Annotated in this window: 13 protein-coding genes; 5 read left to right on the forward strand and 8 right to left on the reverse strand. The window is 62.2% G+C overall.

What is annotated here, in order from left to right; translation table 11 throughout:
• The first annotated feature begins 117 nt into the window (after window positions 1-117).
• The 3 genes from D1224_RS03300 to D1224_RS03310 are packed head-to-tail and all read left to right on the forward strand — an operon-like array spanning window position 118 to window position 9197.
• Window positions 118-1314 (forward strand): SDR family NAD(P)-dependent oxidoreductase, encoded by a 1197-nt coding sequence (locus D1224_RS03300; RefSeq protein ID WP_119378505.1) that lies wholly within the window; start codon window positions 118-120, stop codon window positions 1312-1314.
• On the forward strand, window positions 1307-8623 hold the full coding sequence (locus D1224_RS03305) for a beta-ketoacyl synthase N-terminal-like domain-containing protein (RefSeq protein ID WP_182482147.1): 7317 nt from the start codon (window positions 1307-1309) through the stop codon (window positions 8621-8623). Before D1224_RS03300 ends, D1224_RS03305 begins: the two co-directional genes overlap by 8 nt.
• A complete protein-coding gene (locus D1224_RS03310) occupies window positions 8616-9197 on the forward strand; it encodes an N-acyl amino acid synthase FeeM domain-containing protein (RefSeq protein ID WP_119378507.1) in 582 nt (193 codons plus the stop codon). The genes D1224_RS03305 and D1224_RS03310 overlap by 8 nt, the downstream gene beginning before the upstream one ends.
• Here D1224_RS03310 and D1224_RS03315 read toward each other — a convergent pair.
• From D1224_RS03315 to D1224_RS16420, 4 genes are all read right to left on the reverse strand, one after another.
• On the reverse strand, window positions 9181-9834 hold the full coding sequence (locus D1224_RS03315; RefSeq protein WP_119378508.1) for a 4'-phosphopantetheinyl transferase family protein: 654 nt from the start codon (window positions 9832-9834) through the stop codon (window positions 9181-9183). The two genes, D1224_RS03310 and D1224_RS03315, sit on opposite strands and share 17 nt — an antisense overlap.
• Before the next feature lie 2 nt (window positions 9835-9836).
• Complete coding sequence (locus D1224_RS03320; protein ID WP_182482149.1) at window positions 9837-10430, reverse strand: sigma-70 family RNA polymerase sigma factor; 594 nt, start codon at window positions 10428-10430, stop codon at window positions 9837-9839.
• 41 nt (window positions 10431-10471) lie between these two features.
• Window positions 10472-10651 (reverse strand): NepR family anti-sigma factor, encoded by a 180-nt coding sequence (locus tag D1224_RS03325; RefSeq protein WP_147372310.1) that lies wholly within the window; start codon window positions 10649-10651, stop codon window positions 10472-10474.
• A gap of 105 nt (window positions 10652-10756) precedes the next feature.
• Entirely contained in the window at window positions 10757-10909 is a 153-nt protein-coding gene (locus tag D1224_RS16420; RefSeq protein WP_182482150.1) for a hypothetical protein, read from the reverse strand.
• Between the two features lie 82 nt (window positions 10910-10991).
• Here D1224_RS16420 and D1224_RS03330 point away from each other — a divergent pair, with 82 nt between their 5' ends.
• Window positions 10992-12758 carry an autotransporter assembly complex protein TamA gene (locus D1224_RS03330; RefSeq protein ID WP_119378511.1) on the forward strand — a complete coding sequence of 589 codons (1767 nt, stop codon included), beginning with the start codon at window positions 10992-10994 and terminating at the stop codon, window positions 12756-12758.
• Window positions 12758-16960, forward strand: coding sequence for a translocation/assembly module TamB domain-containing protein (locus tag D1224_RS03335; RefSeq protein ID WP_119378512.1), 4203 nt, complete (start codon window positions 12758-12760; stop codon window positions 16958-16960). Before D1224_RS03330 ends, D1224_RS03335 begins: the two co-directional genes overlap by 1 nt.
• Here D1224_RS03335 and mmsB read toward each other — a convergent pair.
• From mmsB to D1224_RS03355, 4 genes are read right to left on the reverse strand one after another with little or no spacing between them, the layout of a single operon-like run.
• The gene (gene mmsB, locus D1224_RS03340) at window positions 16957-17847 is read right to left on the reverse strand and encodes a 3-hydroxyisobutyrate dehydrogenase (protein WP_119378513.1); all 891 of its coding nucleotides are present in this window, start codon (window positions 17845-17847) and stop codon (window positions 16957-16959) included. The two genes, D1224_RS03335 and mmsB, sit on opposite strands and share 4 nt — an antisense overlap.
• 15 nt (window positions 17848-17862) lie before the next feature.
• The gene (locus D1224_RS03345) at window positions 17863-18888 is read right to left on the reverse strand and encodes an enoyl-CoA hydratase/isomerase family protein (protein ID WP_119378514.1); all 1026 of its coding nucleotides are present in this window, start codon (window positions 18886-18888) and stop codon (window positions 17863-17865) included.
• The gene (locus tag D1224_RS03350) at window positions 18885-20027 is read right to left on the reverse strand and encodes an acyl-CoA dehydrogenase family protein (RefSeq protein WP_119378515.1); all 1143 of its coding nucleotides are present in this window, start codon (window positions 20025-20027) and stop codon (window positions 18885-18887) included. The genes D1224_RS03345 and D1224_RS03350 overlap by 4 nt, the downstream gene beginning before the upstream one ends.
• A gap of 36 nt (window positions 20028-20063) precedes the next feature.
• Window positions 20064-21560 (reverse strand): CoA-acylating methylmalonate-semialdehyde dehydrogenase, encoded by a 1497-nt coding sequence (locus D1224_RS03355; protein ID WP_119378516.1) that lies wholly within the window; start codon window positions 21558-21560, stop codon window positions 20064-20066.
• Between the last annotated feature and the right edge of the window lie 58 nt (window positions 21561-21618).

Consider the following 21618-nt stretch of genomic DNA (forward strand, 5'->3'; position numbering starts at 1 on the left):
GAGCATTTCATTGCCGCGCTTGGCGCATCAGGCTTTCAGGTCCGCGCCGTCACCGAACCGAGCGGGCAAGCCAACGCGCTGATCCTCGCGCATGGCCTTTCCAGCTCGCGTGAGACCTTGCACGCAGACGCCGTCGCCGCCCTGAAATCCGCCTCGCCGCAACTGGAAACACAAAGCGGCGCCGTCATCCTGCTGCAGGACACAGGCGGGCTTTTTCAGCCGCAGGACCACCGCGCCTGGCGCGGCGGCCTTTCCGGTCTTGCCCGCACCGCCGCACGCGAGTTCACAGCTGCCACCATCCGCCTCATCGATATCGACATGGCGGGCTTCGGCACGTCGCTCGCCGCCAGCCACCTCGTCGAAGAACTCCTCACCGGTGGCACCGCGCCCACGACAGGCCTCAGCCCCGCTGGCCGCTATGTTCCGCAGGACAGAGACTTCACCCTGCCCCGCAACCAGCCCGGCCGCCTTGGCCTGCAGGATGTCATCCTCGTCACCGGCGGCGCACGCGGCGTGACCGCAGACTGCGTCATAGAGCTCGCCCGCCGCACCGGCGCGCGCTTTGCGCTTCTCGGGCGCTCCCCCGTGACGCCATGGCCAGACGGTTTGCCGACAACGACCAACGAGAAGACCCTGCGCGGCGCGCTCGCCAAAGCAGCAAAGGCCGCAGGCGAAAAGATCACCCCCGCCGCCCTCAACACCCGCGCCCGCGCGCTGCTCTCTGGCGCTGAGATCCGTGAAACCCTCACCGCGATCGGTCAGGCAGGCGGCGAGGCGCGCTACATCCCTGCAGACGTTTCGGACCCCGCCGCGCTCACCCAGGCGCTTGCCGATATCCGCGCCGACCTCGGCGAAATCACCGGCCTCGTCCATGGCGCAGGCGTCCTCGCCGACAAGCTCATCCGCGAGAAGACACCAGAGCAGATCGCCCGTGTCTTCGGCCCCAAAATCGGTGGCCTCGATGCCCTGCTTACCCAGCTCGACACGTCAAAGCTGAAAACCATCGCCTTCTTCTCATCGGTCGCGGCCCGATATGGCAATGCAGGCCAGGCCGATTACGCGATGGCGAATGAGATCCTGAACCGGATGGCCTGGTGGCTGAAATCGACCCATCCGGATGCCGCCGTCACCTCGATAAATTGGGGCCCATGGGATGGCGGCATGGTGGATGATGGCCTCCACGCCAAATTCGCCGAGCTTGGCGTTGCCCTCATCTCAAAACCCGCAGGTGCCAACGCCTTCGCCGACGCCGTGCTCGCTGGCCCCGCCTGCCCAGTCGAAATCGTTGCTGGCGCGGAGATCGCCCATGGCTAAGCCGACGTTTGAGCCCATTGCCATCATCGGCCGCGGCTGCGTCCTGCCGGGCGCGCTCACCCCGGCAGAGCTCTGGCAGGCCGTGCTGGACGAAAAGACCCTCATCACCGACGCCCCATCCGGCAAATGGGGCGTCACCGAAGCCGAGCATCAGGCCCTCGGCTACAAGGGCGCGTTCGTCACCGGCTTCGACAAGGTCTTCGACGCCGCCGCCCATGACCTCGGCGACACTGACGCCGCAGACCTCGATCCGGTCTTCCAGTGGCTGCTTCATGCAGGCCGCGAGGCCTGGCGCGAAGCTGGACAGCCCAAGAGCCGCAGGTCCCGCATTGGCGTCATCGCTGGCAATCTCGGCTATCCGAGCCGCGCCCTTTCTGACTTTGCCGCAGACATCTGGTTGGACGGTGCCTCCGACATCCACCCACAGAACCGCTTCAACACAGGCGGCCCGGCGCAGCTTCTGGCCCGCGCCCTTGGCGCCGCTGGCCCGGCCTTCGCCGTCGATGCCGCCTGCGCCTCCTCGCTCTATGCCATCAAGCTCGCCTGCGACCGCCTGCAGGACCATAGCCTCGATGTCGTCATTGCAGCGGCGGTCAACGGCGCTGACAATCTCATCCTGCATCAGGGCTTTTCAGCGCTCAACGCGCTCTCTCCTACTGGCCGCTCACGCCCCTTCGTCGATGGCGCAGATGGACTTGTCCCTGCAGAAGGCGCTGCCGCGATCGTGCTTAAACGCCTCAGCGATTGCGACCTTGCCGACCGCGTCTTCGGCGTCATTCGCGGCATCGGCCTTTCCAATGATGGACGCCGTAAATCCCTCCTCGCCCCGGACGGCGACGGCCAGCGCGAAGCCATGACCGCAGCCTGGGCCGGTTCCGGCCTCGATCCTGCCCGCGATATCGGCCTCCTCGAAGCCCACGCCACAGGCACGCGCACGGGCGACGCCGTCGAGCTTGCCGCCACCGCCGCGCACTTTGATGGTTTGGAAAACCTCCCCATCGGCTCTCTTAAAGGCAATCTCGGCCACCTCATTACCGCCGCCGGCATGGCGAGCCTCATCAAGCTGACCTTCGCGGTGAATGAAGGCACCATCCCGCCGACCCGCCTTGAAGGCGACGCCATTTCCGGCTTCGAAGGCAGCGGTCTGACACCTGCCCGGCAGGGCAAGTGGCCGGACGACCGTCCCCGCGTCGCCGCCCTCTCAAACTTCGGATTTGGCGGCAACAATGCGCACCTCATCCTAGCTGCGGATGACGGCCACCGCGCACGCCGCACCCCCGTCAAAGCCGCCAGCAAAGCAGTCCCGGTATCCATCACCGCCACCGGCCTCTCCCTTGGCCCGGATCGCGGCGTCGCGCGCGTGCTTCAACGCCTGATGCGCCCGCCAAAGGATGCGCGCGGCCCGTTGCTCGAGACCCATGCCGACCCAAAAGCGCTGCGGGCGCCACCATCCGACCTTTCGTCCGCGCAAGGCCAGCAAGTCGCGCTATGGGACACAATCGATGAAGCCCTTGCCCGCGTCGCCATTCCGGACGGTGCCCGCGTCGGCGTCTTCACCGGCTTTGCCTGCTCACCCGAAGCCACCCGCTGGATGCTGCGCGCTCGCATCGCATCTCGTCTGGGCCTCGATCCGGAAGCAGCCCAGACAGATGACGCCCGCAACGCCATCGCCCCGCCACTGAAGGCAGGCGACGTGCTCGGCGCCATGCCGAACGTCTCGGCCAACCGGATCAATGTACGCGGCGACTGGCGCGCGCAAGGGTTCGCTGTGATGGAAGAGGAGGCCTCCGGCCTTCGCGCCGCAGAGCTTGCGATCCGCGCGCTTCAGGCCGGCGAGATTGACGCAGCCATCGTCGCTGCGGCCGATCTCTCATCGGACCTTGTTCACCGCGCCAGCGGCAGCCCCCTCACCGGCGACGGCGCCGCCGCGCTCATCCTGATGCGCAGCGAGGACACTCCCGCCGCCACCGAAATCCATAATCTGCGGCTCGAAGCCGGCACACCGCCGAACGCCCTCCTCGGCCGTATCTATGGCCACGCCCATGCTGCCGGCGGTCTGGTCCAACTCGCCCTGCAGGCCGAGGCCGCACAGCGCGGTCTTCACCTGACCGATCAAGGGCTCGTCCCGCGCCTTGCCACCGGCAAGGACAAACCGCCTGTGGCGGGCGCGAAACTCAAACTGAAAGCCTCGCCACACGCGGCGCCAGACCTGCTCCGCCCGTCTCCTTTGCTCGAAACCTACGCCGCAGAAAACCGCGACGCGCTGGCGGCCTCTATTCAGTCTGGCGAACAGAATACCCAAGGCGATGTCCGGGTCGCCCTCCTCGCCTCTCGCCCCGAAGAAATGACAGCCCTCCGCCTCGAAGCGATTTCACGGCTGAGGTCAGGCAGGCTTGAAACCGGCGGCGGCATCCATTTCGGGGAAGGCAGCCCAAAGGGAGAGCTCGCCTTTGTCTTTACTGGCGCAGCCGCCGCCTATCCCGGCATGGGGCGCGACCTCTTCTCGGCATTCCCCTCCCTCGGCAAGCTGATGACGAAGCGTTTCCCGACCGCGCAGACCGTTGCCGACACGCTCGCGACCGGGCTCGAAAGCGCGTTCAGCCAGCTTCGCGCGACAACGCTGGTCTCGCAGGCCCAGCATCTGCTCCTGACCCAGAAACTTGGCCTCAACCCAACCGTCGCCATGGGGCTTTCGTCCGGTGAAACCAATTCGCTGATCGCCTTTGGCGCATGGGTCGACGCCGATGGCCTGATGGGCACGATTGGCGAAAGCGGCATGTATGATCGCTATCTCGCCGGGACATTCGACACTGCACGCAAGGCATGGGGCGAGAAAGCCCCGATCGAGTGGGCGACATGGCGCCTGCGCACCAGCGAGGCCTCCGTCCGCGATGCCGTGAAACCAGAGCCGCGCTGCGATATCACCATCATCTATAGCGCCAATGATGTCGTGATTGCGGGGGAGGCCGTCGCCTGCCAGCGCGTCATCAAACGGCTTGGCGCGCCCGCCATCCGCGTGTCGCATGACCTCACCGTCCACACGCCCGCCATGGCCTCCTATGAAAAGACCTGGCACCAGCTCCACTTCCGCAAGACGAAAGCGCCAGACGGCGTGCGCTTCTATGCCAACGCGATAAATGGCAGCTACAAGGTCTCTGCCGACAGCGCCGCCAACATGCTGACCGCGCAGGCCGTCACCCCCATCAACTTCCCCGCCACGCTGCGCGCCGCCTATGCGGACGGGGTGCGCACCTTCGTGGAAATCGGCCCGCGCGACACGCTGACCGGCGCCATTCAGGATACGCTGGGGCCCAAAACCCTTGTGCTGCCAGCTGACCGGTTTGGCGCCCCCGCGCTCGACTGTATCGCCGCCCTCGCCGCCCATCTTTTTGCCGCCGGCCATGCCATCAATATGGACTGGCTCAAGCGCGAGCTGACCGAAGCGGCCGCAAATACCATCCCGTTACGCATTGCGGACAAGACATCGGTTACCTTCGCCGCACATATCAAACCGCCGCGACTGCCAAAGCTTGCCAGACAGCCGAAACCGACGGCCCGCCGCCGCCTCGCGCTTCCGAAGTTCCCATCCATCGACCCAGGCTCGCTTCCTTCTGCCAAGCCGATCCGGGCACGCACCCTGCCACTGCCGCCTGGCACAAGCTGGACGCCACCTGTCGTAAAAACTGTCGGAGCTGCTGTTCTGGAACGCACGAGAGCGGCCACCCCGCCCACGCCTCCTAAAGCGACGCCGCCCAAGACGGTGACAGCAAAGCGGGCCTCACCTGCGCCTGCGCAACCGCGAAAGTCCATCACGCCGCTTGATCGAAAGGCCCCCACAGGCGCCTCCTTTACCCGCGCCGATATCGAACAGGCCGCCGTTGGCAACATCTCCAGCGTTTTCGGCAAAGCCTTCGCCGCGCAGGATAAATACCGCCGGCAAGTGCGTATGCCGCGTCCGCCCATGCTGCTCTGCGACCGGATCACCGGCATCGATGCAGACGCGCTCGTTCAGGGCAAAGGCACGATCTGGACCGAAACAGACGTCACCGCAGACCTCTGGGCGGTCAGCGACGGCATGCTGCGCCCCGGCCCCCTAATTGAGGCAGGGCAGGCAGACCTCGCGCTCATCTCATGGATGGGCGCCGACCTCCTGAACTGTTCCGACAGGGTCTACCGCCTGCTCGGCTGCGAGCTCACCTTCCATGAAGGCGGCCTGCCGCGTGTGGGTGAAACCCTGCGCTTCCAGATCTCCATCAAGGGCCACGCAGAGCTCTCTGGCGTGCGCATGTTCTTCTTTGAATATGACTGCTACGCCGACGAACGCCTGCTGCTCTCGGTTCGCGATGGCCAGGCAGGCTTTTTCACCGATGAAGAACTTGCCAACTCAAAGGGCGTGCTCTGGGACGCCGAAGAAGCCGGCGCCCCAACGCCTGACCCCCGCCTCGACGCGGCCGCGCCAACAGGCAAGCGCAGCTTCAGCGCCGATGAGGTCGCCGCCTTCCGGTCGGGCGACACCTATCGCTGCTTCGGCGACGGCTTTGAGCGCGCCGCCCCGCACACCCGTCCTGCCCGCCTGCCGGACGGCAGGCTCGCCCTCTTCGATGAAGTTGTTGAGTTCGAGCCGGAGGGAGGCCCCTGGAAGCGCGGCTATCTGAAGGCGCGCCACCATGTTTCGAAAGACGCCTGGTTCTATGACGGCCACTTCCACGAAGACCCCTGCATGCCGGGCACGCTGATGGCAGAGGCAGCCGTTCAGGCGCTTGAGTTCACCGCCGCCGGACTTGGCCTCACTATTGAGCGCGACAGCCATGTCTTCGAACCAGCCCCCGGCGAAGCGGCGACCTTTTATTGCCGCGGTCAGGTCACCCCGGACGCCGACCATGACGTGACCTATGAGGTCTTTGTCGATGAAGTAATCGACGGTGAAGAACCGATGGTCTTCGCCAGCCTCTTGGCCCGCTCCGATGGCCGCAAGGTCTTCTACTGTCCACGCTTCGGCGTGCGCCTGCGCCGCCAATGGCCGAAGCCAGACAATCTCGGGGCCAGCCCTCATTATGTGAATCCAGGCTGCGATGTACGGGGCGATGAGATTGCTCTGATAGAATGCGGGTCAGGTGCGCCAAGCAACGCCTTTGGCAGCATGTATGCGCCCTTCGACACAATGGGCGCTGTCCCCCGCCTGCCGCAGCCGCCCTATCACATGGTCAGCCGCGTCATTTCGGTATCAGAACCTGCAGGCCAGCAGGGCGCAGGTCTCGAAGCCGTCGCTGAATACGACATTCCAGAAGACGCCTGGTATTTCGAGGATGGCGGCACGGGCACGATGCCTTTCAGCGTGCTGACCGAAGTCATCCTTCAGCCCTGCGGCTGGCTCGCCTCCTATTCAGGCTTTGCCCTCTCCGGAGAGACGCGCTTTCGCAATCTCGATGGCAGCGGCAAGCTGCATCGTCAGGTCCGGCCCGGCGACGGCATGGTCCGCACGACCACAAAACTCACACGCTGTTCGCGCGTCGGTCCGATGACCATTGTCTTCTTTGCGCTCGAAGCCACGCTCGCCGACGGCACGCCTATCATCTCGCTGGAAACGAGCTTCGGCTTCTTCACCAAAGCCTCGCTCGCTGCACAGGCCGGCCTGAAACCAACCGATGCCGACCGCGACTTTGTGAAAGCGCCAGCAGACCCGCCAAGCGAAGCAGACACTCGGCTCAAGGCCTCACAGAACCGTCTCGCCCTCTTCGATGTCATAGACCGGTTCGAGCCGACAAGCGGCGAGGCAGGTCTTGGCCGTATCCGCGCGCGCCAAGCCGTCGATCCCTATGCCTGGTACTTCAAGGCGCACTTTTTCTCTGACCCGGTCCAGCCCGGCTCGCTTGGTCTCGATATGCTGGTCCAGCTTCTGGCCCGGGCCGCAGATCTCAAAGGGTACGCAGACAGGTTCGAGCATCCGGTCTGGGAGCCAATAGCCGAGACCCATGAGATTAACTGGACTTATCGCGGACAGGTCATGCCGACCGCGAAGCAAGCCACCCCTATGGTCGAAATTCTCGGCGTCAAAGAGCGCGATGACGCCACCGTCATTACCGGACGCGGAGTCCTCTGGGTCGATGGGCTCAAAATTTATGAGATGCGCGAACTGAGTGTCCGGATATGTACCGCCCATGCACCGTCACTGCACCGTCACTGCACCATGTTTTCTGTGGGAAATGACGGCTGGCTCCAGTCGCATCGTCCGACCCACACTCTCCCCTCACTCCCCCTCCTGGCACAGGCTGGCATGGCCCTGCGACAGGCCCGCGCCGCAGGCTTTGAAGGCTATCCTATTGAATTGAAGGCGTTTTCACCAAAGCGCTGGGGCAGCCTTGGCGGTGATGGCCTCAGCGTTGAGACCAGGGTCACGCCGGACGGAGAAGCCCGTCTACGCGGCCGCGATGCCCTTTCCGGCGACGCACCCTGGTATGAAGTTTCCGCCGGAAAGATCAGCCAGCCCGTGCGCGGACCTAAACCGAAACTCCAGCCGAAAAAGCATGGAAAGAAGCGCGGCGATCCTTACGCATCGGGCGACCTTTTCCACGGCCCGGCCATGCAGCCCGTCATCTCCATGCGCCGCGACGCAAAGGGATTCGAAGCTGTTCTGGACCTCGGCGCGGCGATAGATCCGGGGGACCCGTTCGACCCCGTCATACTGGACGGGCTGGTGCATGGCCCGCCGCATGAAACGCCTGAAGAGTGGTTCGATGATGCGGGAAATAGCGCGATCTACCCCGTCCGGATCGAGCGCCTCACCGTGCTTGGTCCTCTCCCGGAAAGCGGCAAACTCACTGTAAGAGGCCGCCGTCAACGGCGGCCTGAAGGCTCTGACGACCTGCCTGTTCTGATCGAAGCCTATCTCGAAGATGGTAGCCTCTGGGCCCGGCTCAATCTGATTGAGAAAGCCTACCCGAAAGGCAAACTCGGCGCGCTTAACCCTCTGGCACGAAAAGCTTTTCTGACCGGCGAAAATGATCAGGTGGTTGCCCCCCTAAGCTGGGAGCAAAGCGGAAGATCACTTGTTTCACCCGCAGATATCATGGCCTGCGACTGGCTCCCCGGTACGGTTGCCGCCGCCTGGGGTCTTGAAGGCTTGACTGGCGCCGACCTCATCAAGGGCGTCGCGGTGAAGGAATTCTTCGCCCGCAAATGGGGTATCCATCCGCAAAAGCTGACGCTGGACCCACCTTTCGTCACAGGCCCGAACGCCCGTAGCCGTTACGATTTGCGCTTCGACAAGTCCGAAAGGGCCTGGTCGGTAGGAGATGAGCCCCATGGATAGTTTCGAGATCATCCCTGTTACTGGCGCAACGCTGCCCCTCGTCCAGCACCTGCGCTACCGCGTCTATTGCGCCGAGAAACAGTTCGCCATGCCTGGCGCTGACCATGACAATCGTCTGCTGCGCGATGATGCTGACCAACTGGGCGAAACCTTCGCCCTGTTCGATGGCGCAGATCTCGTCTCCAGCGCGCAGGTCATCCCCGTCCATGCGAGCGAAGCGTCTGAAAGGTTTCCGGTTTTCGATCTAGGATCGGTCCTCGCTGACGGGGAAAGCTGTGTCGTGGTCTCAAAACTGGTCACGGCACCTGAGCGTCGAGGTTCAAAGACACTCGGCCCGATCATGCGCGCCGTCCTCGACTATGTCGCCCGCGACAAGCATCGCTACATCGCCATTCTGGCCGAAGCGCAGATGCGAGAATTCTATGGCTCCATGGGGTTCGATATCCGCAAGGAAGGCATCAACGCGCCGCCCTTTGGCACTGTTTCCCTTATGGTTTTTGATATGCATGATGAGCGCCACACAAGCGGGCGGTCACTTGCCGGCTGGATGTTCAAATCTATTTTTGCGCGCTGAACGCCAAAGTGCAAACGGCATCGGGGCCAGCATCGATCACTGAAAGTGCTAGCGACACGCCACGATCATGAATTGTAATTGTGTCGGCGCGCCCGTGTATGAACGCCAGCGGTATTTCAACACTCTTCGCGCCGCCGCGCAGACCTTCTCCCCGGCATTTCAGGACCGCTTCCTTGGCCGTCCATAGCCGGTAGAAAGCGGCAAGCTGCGCCGTCTCATTACCCGCCGACGCAACAGCAGCTGCCTCTGTTCCGCTCGCGGTCATTGTCAGGACAGCGCCCGTATCGCGCGCAATCACCCGCTCGATATCGATGCCGACGATCCCCCCTCCGGAAAGGGCCGCTGCCGCCACTGGCCCTGACTTCGACCAGCTGAGGGCCACATCAGGCGCCCTGGGGAGTTCGGGGCGGGCATCGTCATAGCTTTGGAGAACGGGCGTTTCCATTTGCGGGCGACGCTGCTGGATCAGATGGCGCATAAGCCACCTTGCATGCAGGAAATCAGCTACGTCTTCGCCGCGCCTCAGTTTCGATGCACGGCTTTTCTCTACCGCGTCGGCCGGATCGAAAACGCGTTGAATGCCCCGCCTGTCGGAAATGGCCCAATCTGGGCCAGCAGCCAGAGAGCCGCCTTTCACCTTCAAAGGGGGTGCCGGGCAGGCCCTGCCAGTTCATCAAGACGGTGAAGCAAGGCTGGCAGCCCTTCTCCTTCAGGACGCTTGACCAAGTAGGAAGAGCGCTCGCTCGAAACAAAACGTCGTTTAACCGTCTCGCGAGCGCGGCTTACGCGGCTCTTGATCGTTCCAGCAGAGCAGCCACAGACCTCGCCAGCTTCGTCATAGGTCATTCCCGCCGCCAATATCAGGATAAGCGCGTCGCGCTGCTCATCAGGAAGCTGACTGATCAGCCGCTCCATGCGGGCAAAGTCCTTGCTGGTTTCCTGATTTGCTTCAGCGACAAGCGCCGCCGCGATCACATCCGGTTCGAGATTGACCGACCGCCATGAGCGGCGCTTCTGCATGTAAAATTCATTGCGGAGAATGCGGAACAGCCAAGGGCGCATGGATTGTGCCGGGTCGAACATCTCCTGTGATGTCCAGGCTTTGAGACAGGCATCCTGCACAAGGTCATCTGCAAGCGCAGCGTCGCGGCAAAGCCCCCTCGCAAAAGCGCGAAGCTCTGGGATGAGCGCTTCGAGACGGGCGACGAAGGACGCTTCTACTATTTCGACCAAACACCCAACTCCAACACCTGAACGCCGGCTATTGCCGTGCATCAATCCGCTTTTCTTTCCTGCTCTCGCAGGCGCCGGATCAGATCCTGCAGACGCTCGGGCACTGGTTCTTCAGCGACATCCCGATAAGCCTTACGCAGGGCTTCACCGACAGGCGGTTCCTTCATCCAGGGTGATGGCGATTTGCGGTTCTGCCGGGCTGGCGACTTTTTCTTTGTCACGTTTTCGTCCCAGCGATAGAAAATCAGATCCGCTCTGGTGCCATACACCTTTCAATGTCGCAACTATGCCTGATGCCATCTAACGATCAATTTCCTAATCTCTTTCTAAATTCCCGTGAAACTTTCTGCCTTTGCTGCAATCAGCGCCCGCACGAAAGCAGGTGTCCTGCTCAGTTCCACATGTCCGAACTGTAAATTGCGCGCCGAAAGCGGAAACATAACAACGTAGACAGCGTTGAATTCCACTGCAGCCAACATACCGCTTAAGGGTATCGTCGCCATCGCAGGGCAAATGATGCCCCGGATGGTGCCGGGTTGTTACTTAAAGAGCCGGGGACTGATGTTTAATCGACTTATCTTTTTGCTTGTCGTCCTCATGACGATGGCGGCGTCTGCTGCAGCAGAGAAAGTCGATATCGAGTTTGCGGGAGACCGCCCCGGCGACGAGTTGAGATCGACACTTCAGTATGCACTTCCAGACGAAAGCGACCCTGAGACGGCATTAGAGGCACGCCGTCAGGGCAGGCGCGCCGCTGAAGCAGTACGAAGCGCATTGAATAGTGAAGGCTATTACGATCCACAGATCGACCTTGCCGTTCTGGGTACGGAGGCGCCCGAAGCGCGTTTGCGCATCGATACGGGTCCGCGTTTTTCTCTTGGCCGAGTGAAAGTTTCCTTCGTCGGAACGAGCCCTGCCGAAGCAAACCAGGCACAAATCCGCGAAGACCTGCCCGTTCGCGCTGGACGCCCGGCAATTCCGGCAGATGTTATCGATGCAGAGCGCTGGATCACGAATGAATTGCGCAATGCAGGTTACCCCTATGCGGAGGTTGAGGAACGCCGCGTTCTGGGCGACCGCGACGCCGAAACAATAAGCGTGACCTATGAAACGCGCACCGGTCCCCGCGTCGTCTTCGGCGAGACCCGGTTTCCCGATGAAAATATCGAGACGAAGGCGAGTTACCTTAACCGGCTCATCCCGTATGAGGCTGGCGCTATCTATGACCCCTCCGAACTATCGAGATTTAACACACGCCTGGCGGAAACCCGCATGTTCAAGGTTGCGCGGGCCGATCTCGCTAGCGAGCCATCAGGACAGACCGAGGCCGGGGAAGAGATCCGCGACGTCGTCGTCACGCTGACCGAGAGGCCGCAGAACTCTATCGGTCTCGGCGGGAAATACTCCACCAGCGAAGGTTTTGGCCTCAACGCCGAACTCACCCGCCGCAACCTGACGCGGCGCGGCGATGTGCTGAACGCGGATCTTACCGTTGCTGAACTCGAGCAATCACTGGAAGTCATCTGGCGGCGCCCGAACGAGTTCGGATATGGACGCGGCCTTGTCCTGTCAGCCGGCGTGAACAATGAGACGACGGATGCTTATGACCGTCAGGCTATTTTTGCTGGCGTCGGCTTTGAAGTCGTTCGGAGCCCGGAATTCACCTATTCCTATGGCGTGCAGGGTGAAATCGCCAAGGAAGAAGACGAATATGGCGAGCGCGACCTTCAGATCGTTTCGGTCTATGCAGATGCCCGCCTCGACAAGACTGATAGCCTGCTGGACCCACGCTCAGGCTGGCGAGCCAATGCACGGGTAGAGCCAAGCTACGCCTTTGGCGATGAGGTCAGCCCGTTTGTTCGCTCTGTCGGTCAGGTAAGTGCCTATGTGCCGTTCGACGAGGACAGGCAATTTGTACTGGCTGGACGCTTCAAGGCAGGCGCCGTTGTCGGCGCAGACGTCGAGAACCTGCCGGTTGATACGCGCTTTTATGCTGGCGGCGGCGGCAGCGTTCGCGGATATGCCTATCAGGCAATCGGGCCGCGCGCCGACGATGGCACACCGCTCGGCGGGTCCTCGGTCATCGAAGCTTCGGTCGAAGGGCGCTACGCCGTGCGGCCAAATATTGGCGTGGTGGCTTTTCTCGACGCGGGCGCTGTTTCGACCAGCCAGTTTTCCGACTTCAGCGATGCGCGCTATGGCGCAGGCATTGGCGTTCGCTACACAACGCCCGCAGGCCCGATCCGCCTTGATGTGGCGACACCGCTAAACCCCACAGACTTTGACGATCCGGTCCAGATCTACATCTCGATCGGTCAGGCCTTTTAATGAGCACCACTGACCCGACACCAAACCAGCCCGCCGGAAAGCGGAGCCTGACGCGCCGTCTCCTGAAATGGACAGCGATCATACTGGGAGTGCTTCTGGCGCTGGTTATCGTTCTTTTTCTGGCCGCGAGATACGCGGCGCAGTCCGGCTTTGGCCGTGAGTTCGTGGAAACACGGATCGAGGCGGCCGACCCATCCGGTCAGGAAATCGAAGTCGAAGGCCTGTCAGGCGATTTGCTCGGCACGTTTCGGATAGAACGTCTCACGGTAGCCGACGAAGACGGCATCTGGCTGATTGCGGAAAATCTGCTGGCAGACTGGAAACCATTCGACCTGCGCAAGCGTGCCCTTACCATCGAAGCGCTGGAAGCAGACCTTATCCACGTCCTGCGCCGACCGGTACTCCAGACGTCCGAAAGCGACTCTTCCTCTGGCGGCTCAATGCCACTGCGCGCTGGCGAACTTGGGCGGTTGCGGATTGGAGAGCTTCGAACAGATGAAGGCGTCATCCCGCGCGCGCTATCCCTGAACATTGAGGCGCAAGGCCGGGTCGGGCGCGATGGCGGACGGACCGAAATGACTGTCGTTCCACTGGACGGCAATGGAGATGAGCTGCTGGCTGACCTCACCTGGTCAGACGATTTCCGGTTGCAGGGTAATCTGGCGCTGGACGGGCCCGCAGGCGGTCTATTTGCAAGCCTCGCCCGGCTCGGTCCTGATCAGTCGATATCCGCCAAGCTGGACACCGACGGTGAGCTGAACGACTGGCAGGCCGAAGCCGACATCGAGATTGGCGGCGCTTCGCTTGTTATGCTCGATGCAGAGGCGCGCGGCCAGATCATCAGCTTTCAGTCAGATATCCAGCCAGCACTTCACCCGCTTACACGGCAGATCGCTGAAACACTGGGCGAAACGCTTACTATTGAGGGCGACCTGTCCCGCGGCGAGGCAGGTCCGACACTCGATGTCACCGCCATGGCCGAAGGTCTGGAGCTGAACGCGATTGCGAAGCAGGCGGAAGGTGACGGCTATCGCGCGGACCTGCGACTGACGCTGGACGATCCGACCCGCTATGCCAAGGTCGAGAATGTGAGCGTCGGCGAAGCCATGCTAGATGGCGTGCTCGTCTATGCAGGCGGCACCGCGCGGTTTGACGGTGATGTGCGGGCGTCGGGTGTGGATGTGCCATCATTTGAGGCGGAGAGCGTGTCTGGTCCGATGACGGCCATCTATGGCGAGCGCCGCGCGAGCGTGCGCACGACATTGACCGCTGCAGGCGCGACCCTACCGGGCACACTTGGACAGATTGCAGGTCGCGCGCCGGCCCTCGTGCTAAATGGCGACTACGATATTGCGCAGAAAACTATCGACCTGCGCGAGACTGTCATCCGGGGGCGCGCCGGTCGTATAGCCGCTCAGGGGAATATCGCCCTGTCACCATCGCTCAGCGCCAGTGTCTCGGGCAGTTTCCAGCTTGATGGCAGCGCAGCGGAGCTGGCGCGACCGGTAGATTTGCAGGGCAATTTCGAAGCGAGTCGCGCTGGCGCAGGCTCCACGCGGTTCAATACGCGCATCAATGCAAGTGAGCTTGGCGCCCTGCCTGCTCCCTTAAGCGACTGGGCCTCGGACGCCGCCCTGCTCAATGTGAACGGCGTGCTGCAGCCAGACAATGCGGTGGATCTCAGCCAGATTTCGCTGGAAAGCGGGTCGCTGTCACTCAATGGCTCAGGCCGGTTGAGCAGCGAGCAAGCTGTCTCGGCGTCATTGCAGTTGCAGGCGGGGGAAGCACGCGTGGCGGGCTATGCGCTGGAGAGCGTGACCGGTCGCGCCGACGTCTCTGGCACGCTCGATGCCATGGACTTCGTCGTGAACCTCAACGCCCCGCAGCTCGCCAGCGAGAGCTTCACCTTTACGCATGTCGCCCTTGGCGCTGATGGCACTTATGGTGGCGGGGCGCTCAATGCCTCTGTTTCGCTGGATGCCGGGACGACGAATGGCCCGCTCGATATCGAGACAGGCGTCGCGCTCAACGGGTCCGAGTGGCAGGTTGAAGGCTTGGAAGCGAGCTGGGGGCCGCTGGCCGCGAATGCGACGATCAGCGGGTCTGGTGGCGAGCTTGGCACGATGCGAGGTGAGGCAAATGTGCGCGGCGAGCTGCCTGACGGCCTGCCCGCTCGCCGCATCGATGCGAGTGCCTTCATTGAGGGCGAAGCCCTTACGATAGATGCAACGCTAGAAGAGGTGGCGGCCGGACCGACACGCGCCGCGGCGCTCGTCATCCGGGCGACTGGCACGCCGGACAATGCTGATTTTATCGTAGAGATGGATGGCAGCACAGAAGTCGACGGTCTGTCCTATCGAACGCTGCTGAACGTCGATGGTAATCTGAGCGGCCTGACAAGCGGCACGATGGAACTCGTGGCAGGTGTGGACGCCAGTCTTGGCGAGCTCACCCTGATGACGCAGGAGCCGCTTCGCTACACCTCGTTTGAAGATGGCATGGAGGCATCGACAGAGCTCGCTGCGCTCGGCGGCTCATTTTCGGCCAGCCTCACCACGCGCGGGGACACGCAACTGCGCGCATCCGCAGGCGGGCTCAGACTGGCCCCGCTTCTGGTTCTGCTCGGCCGCCCGGCGCTGGACGGCGCGCTGGATCTGTCTCTCGCCTTCGACGAAACGGCCGAAGGTGGACTTAGCGGCCCGATCGAAGCGGAGATGCGCGGCGTGGCACGGCCCGGAACTGACCTGCCGCCGGTTGACCTGTTTGTCAGTGGCACACTTCAACCGGACCTGCTGGATCTTGCGCTTCGTGCGCTAGACAATGAGACGCTTGAGGCCCGCGCTTCAGTAGAAGTTCCAGTGAACACTTATGAAAGCGCGCCGTTCATTCAGCCTGTATCGGGCGCGAGCATTCCCTTCGCAGCGAATGCCAGCGGTCAGATAGAAGCGATTGCCGCGCTGTTCATCCCCCCGCAAATGGTGTTGCAAGGCGTGGTTGATGCCGAACTGTCGGGCGACCTGCCAAGCCTGAATGAGAGCTTTTCTGGCACAGTGCAGTTCTCCGAAGGTGTTTTTGAGCATGGCGACCTAGGCATGGTGCTCAACCGGATTTCCGCCGATGCGCGCCTTGGTGGTGGCACGGTCACGCTTGCGAGCTTTGCCGCGCGTGGTCGATCCGGCGGTACGCTTGAAGGCAGCGGTTCCATGGCTGTTGATGGCTCCGGCCGCAGCGATGTGCAGATACGCGCAAACCAGCTTGTGGTGACAGAGCGCCGGGAGGGCTCTGCGACGGTGAGCGGCACGCTGTCGCTTAACCAGCAACCTGACCTGTTCGAGATTACAGGCGACCTGACCGTCGATGAAGGCTCTATCAATCTCGCCAACCTGCCGCAGGGGGGGCCACCGACGCTGGATGTCACTTTCCGCGAGCCAGATGAGGATGAAGAGGAAGGAGAAGCCGAGGAGGCCGCGACGCGGCTCGATATCAGCCTGAACGCGCCGGGGCGTATCGATATCAGCGGGCGCGGCGTGAACGCGGAGCTCGCGCTGGACGCTGATATTGAAGGCCCGATCGGCAGCCCGGTCATTACAGGCGAAGCTGAGATCGTCCGCGGCCGGTTCGACCTCATCGGCAAGCGCTTCCAGTTTGGCGAGAGCACGGTCCGGCTCGCGCCTGACCTTGGCGAGTCGCGCCTATCGGTTCGCGCCGAGCATGAGACGCGCGATGATATTACAGCCATCCTGAACGTTGTCGGCACGGTGTCGCGGCCGGAGATCGAGCTGACCTCAGAGCCAGTCCTGCCCGAAGACGAAGTGCTTTCGCGCGTCTTGTTCGGCCGCTCCCCGACGCAGCTGACGGCGCTGGAGACGGCGCGGCTTGCAGCGGCGCTTGCCCAGCTCTCTGGTGGCGGTGGCTTTGACCTTCTCGGCGGCATTGAGACCGCGCTTGGCCTCGACACATTCGATGTCGGCAGCGGCGCTAGCGGCGGCGTCGAAGTGACGAGCGGCAAATACCTTACCGACAATGTCTATCTGGAAGTACGCTCAGGCGCGACTGGCGCACCAGGTATCGCCATTGAGTGGGAGCCAATCGAAAATATCGAAGTCGAGGCCGCCACCAATACAGGTGAGGAGCAAGGTCAGGAACTCTCGATCCAGTGGACGCGCGACTTCGATGACCCCGGCAGCGGTGACGAAGACTAGAGCTCGCCCTTGAGGCGGCGCATTACACCGGAAAAATCGATATCGCCGAAGCCGTCCTCATCGAGCTTTGCATAGATCTGCTGGGCATGATTGCCGAGCGGTGTATCTGCCCCGACGTCATCGCCTGCCCCCATGGCAAGCCGCAGGTCCTTCAGCATCATGGCAACTGCGAAGCCTGGCTGATAGTCGCGGTTCGACGGCGCTGCTGGGACAGGTCCCGGCGCCGGGCAGTAGCTTGTCATCGACCAGCACTGGCCTGACGCGGTAGAGGAAATATCGTAGAAAGTCTGCGCATCAAGGCCGAGCTTTTCGGCCAGATTGAACGCTTCGCATGTCCCGATCATCGAAATGCCGAGCAGCATATTGTTGGCGATCTTTGCGACCTGCCCATTGCCCGGGTCGCCTGCATGGAAGACGTTCTTGCCCATGACGTCGAGGATCGGCTTTGCCTTCTCGAACCCGTCCTTGCCCCCCCCCACCATGAAGGTCAGTGAGCCAGCCTCGGCAGCGGCAACCCCGCCGGACACGGGCGCGTCCATATAAGAGAAGCCCGCCTGCGCCGCCTTTGCGGCAGCATCGCGCGCCTCTTCCACCGCGATGGTCGAGCAGTCGAGGAAGAGCGTGCCGGATTTGGCGTGAGCCGTCACACCATCGTCACCAAAATAGACCTGGTGAACGTGCTTGCCGGCTGGCAGCATGGACACCACGACGTCGACATCGCTCACCGCCTCGCCGACAGTGGCGGCAGCGTTCGCCCCTGCCGCGACGGCGGTCTCCACCGCATCGGCATTGAGGTCAAAGGCGTGTACGTCATGTCCCGCCTTGGCGAGGTTCGCGCACATTCCGGAGCCCATATTGCCAAGGCCAATGAATGCAATCTTCGTCATGGTGAGATTTCCTCCCTAGAGAAATGTAAGCTCGTCTGCCCCTAGCGGCGCAAAGAAGCTGTCGACCAACTTCTCATCCACTGAGGCCAGATCGGCCGGAACCCATTTGGGGTCATTATCGCGGTCAACGAGAACGGCGCGGACGCCCTCAATGAAGTTCTCGGTGCAGACTATGCGCGCGCCGATCCGGAATTCCATTTTCATATTGTCCCGGAAGTCGCCGAGATTGCCGCCTTCGCGGAGCTGGCGGTACGCAACCTTGAGCGTGAGCGGCGACTTGGTTTTCAGCGTCTCGGCCTGTTTGTGGGCCCACTCACTGCCAGCTTCGAGGCAGGCGATGATCTCTTCGACCGTGTCCTTGCCGAAGCAGTTATCGATCTCGGACTGGTGTGCTGCGAAGCTGCCTTCTGCCGACTGTTCCAGGCCATCAAGAGCGGAGAGGCCCTGTTCTGCAAGCTGCGCAGCAAGGCCGGTGGCATCTTCGGTGAAATGCGTCGCGACGCCCGCCGCGAGGACATCCTTACCTTTGAGGCGCGCGCCCGTGAGGGCCAGCCACTGGCCCAGTTCACCGCCCAGACGCGGCAGGAACCAGCCGCCGCCGACATCCGGGAAGAGGCCAATGCCGCTTTCAGGCATTGCGAAGGTCGTGTTGGGCGTTGCGACGCGTACATCGCCATGCACGGAGATACCAACGCCGCCGCCCATGGTGACGCCATCGATGATTGCGACGTAGGGCTTTGGATATTCCTCGATCAGCGTGTTGAGGCGGTATTCGGCCGCGAAGAAAGCCTGGGCTTCCTTGCCATCGGCCTTGCCGGAATCCTGCAGCATGCGGATGTCGCCGCCTGCGCAAAAGCCGCGCGTATCCTCGAGATGATCGACAATGACCAGCTCAACCGCATCGTCATCCCGCCAGGCGAGAAGCGCCTCGATCATCAGATCGCACATTTCCTGATTGAGGGAATGGAGGGCCTTCGGGCGGTTCAGCGTGATCCGCCCCGCCCGGCCCTCTTTGCGGGCGATAATAACTTGATCGCTCATACCTGGCCTTTCATCATTTCACGCGCGACGATGACGCGCATGATTTCATTGGTGCCTTCAAGGATCTGATGGACGCGAAGATCGCGCACGATCCGCTCAACTTCATAGTCGCCGAGATAGCCGTAACCCCCATGCAACTGGAGCGCGTCATTCGCGACCTTTGAGGAGGTGTCCGTCACGAAGCGTTTTGCCATGGCGCAGAACTTGGTCGCGTCGGGCGTCTTCCTGTCGAGCTTGGATGCGGCCTCATAAAGAAGCGCGCGGGCAGCCGCGAGTTCGGTTTCCATGTCGGCCAGCTTGAACTGCGTCGCCTGGAAATCGATGATGGCGCGGCCAAACTGCTGGCGCTCCTGCACATAGGCGAAAGCGCGGTCGAGCGCGTCCTGCGCGCCACCCAGCGCGCACGCCGCAATGTTGAGGCGCCCGCCATCGAGGCCCGCCATGGCGAATTTAAAGCCATTGCCTTCATCGCCAACACGGTTCGTTGCCGGGATGCGGCAGTCATCGAAATTGACCATAGCGGTCGGCTGGGCGCGCCAGCCCATCTTGTCTTCGTGCTTGCCGAATGAGAGGCCCGGCGCGTCCTTGTCGACGATGAAGGTCGACACGCCCTTGGCGCCGCCCTCATCTGTCCGTGCCATCACGACATAGACGTCAGAAAAGCCCGCGCCGGAAATGAAGACCTTGGCCCCGTTGAGGACGTATTCATTGCCCTCCAGCTTTGCCGTCGTCTTGAGACTTGCCGCATCGGAGCCTGCGCCCGGTTCGGTGAGACAGTAGGATGCGATGAGTTCTGTCGCGGTCAGGCGCGGAACATATTTCGCGCGCAGCTGGTCATGGGCGAAGCTGTCGATCATCCAAGTCGCCATATTGTGGATCGACAGGAAGGCCGCATGGCTGATGTCGCCGCGCGAGAGCTGTTCGAAGATCAGCGCCGCATCGAGGCGTGTGAGGCCCGAACCGCCATGCTCCTCAGTCGTGTAGATGCCGCCAAAGCCGAGCTCGCCCAACGCTTCCAGTTTGGAGCGATCAAGATTGCCTTCCTTGTCCCACCTCGCCGCGTTGGGGCGAAGCTCCTTCATGGCGAACCCCTTCGCCATGTCGGAAATCATCGTCTGTTCTTCGGTTAGAAGCGTCATGGACTTAACCCTCAAAATCTAGGACCTGGGTCAGACTTATTGCATCGTCGGGATGATGAAAGCCTGATCGCCAACGTCGCCTTCCGGCCAGCGCTGGGTGACGGTTTTGATCTTGGTCCAGAACTTCACGCCTTCCGGGCCGTGCTGGTTCGTGTCGCCAAACGCAGAGCGTTTCCAGCCACCGAAAGTGTGGTAGGAGACCGGCACCGGGATCGGCACATTGATGCCGACCATGCCGACATTGACCTGGGCGGCGAACTCACGCGCGGCGCGGCCGTCAGAGGTGAAGATCGCGACGCCATTGCCATACTGGTGATTGCTTGGCAGGGCGGCGGCTTCTTCCAGTGTCTCCGCGCGCATGACCTGAAGGACCGGACCGAAGATCTCTTCCTTATAGCTGCGCATGTCCGGCTTTACGTAGTCGAACAGGCTTGGGCCGACAAAGAAGCCGTTCTCATGGCCCTGAAGCGTGTGTCCGCGGCCGTCGAGTTTGAGCTCTGCGCCCTCCTCGACACCCATGCGGATATAGTCCTCGACCTTCGCCTTGTGGGCGGCAGAGACAACAGGGCCGTAATGGGCATCAGTATCTGTTGAAATACCAACTTTGAGGTTCTGCGCCGCTTCCAGCATGCGTTCGACGAACTCGTCGCCTGTCTTCTTGCCGACCGTGACGGCCACCGGCAATGCCATGCAGCGCTCGCCAGCGGAGCCATAGGCCGCGCCTACGATGTCCTTCACAGCCTGCTCCATATTGCAGTCCGGCATGATGATGCCGTGGTTCTTTGCGCCGCCCATCGCCTGCACGCGCTTTCCGTGCGCCGTGCCGGTCGCGTAGACATACTGGGCAATATCTGAGGAGCCGACGAAGCTGACGGCCTTCACGTCAGGGTGCTTCAGGATGGCGTCGACTGATGATTTGTCGCCATGCACCACGTTGAGCACGCCTTCCGGGGCGCCGGCTTCGAGGAAAAGCTCTGCCAGGCGGACCGGAACCGATGGGTCTTTTTCCGATGGCTTCAGAACGAAAGTGTTGCCGCAAGCGACGGCGACCGCGAACATCCAGCACGGGATCATGGCCGGGAAGTTGAATGGCGTGATGCCTGCGCAAACGCCCAGCGGCTGGCGCATCGAGTAAACGTCGATGCCGGGGCCTGCGCCCTCTGTATACTCACCCTTCTGCAGATGCGGGATGCCGCAGGCGAACTCGACCACGTCGATGCCGCGCTGCACGTCACCCTTGGAGTCGGCGACAACCTTGCCGTGCTCAGAGGAGAGAAGCTCTGCAAGCTCGTCAATGTTCTGCTCGAGCAGGTCCTTGAACTTGAACAGGATGCGCGCGCGGCGCTGCGGGTTCGTTGCCATCCAGCCAGGCAGTGCGGCCTTCGCTGCCTCGACCGCCATGTCGACCTCAGCATCAAGCGCAAGGCCGACCTTCGCCTGAACCTCACCAGTGTTCGGATCGTAGATGTCACCGAAACGGCCAGAGGACGTCTCAACGGATTTACCCGAAATGAAATGATGAACGCTGCGCATACGGCTTTCTCCCATATCTATCTGACCGCAGTTTATCTTTGGCGCACACGCAGTTAAA

Source organism: Henriciella barbarensis, assembly GCF_003576345.1.
GTDB lineage: Bacteria > Pseudomonadota > Alphaproteobacteria > Caulobacterales > Hyphomonadaceae > Henriciella > Henriciella barbarensis.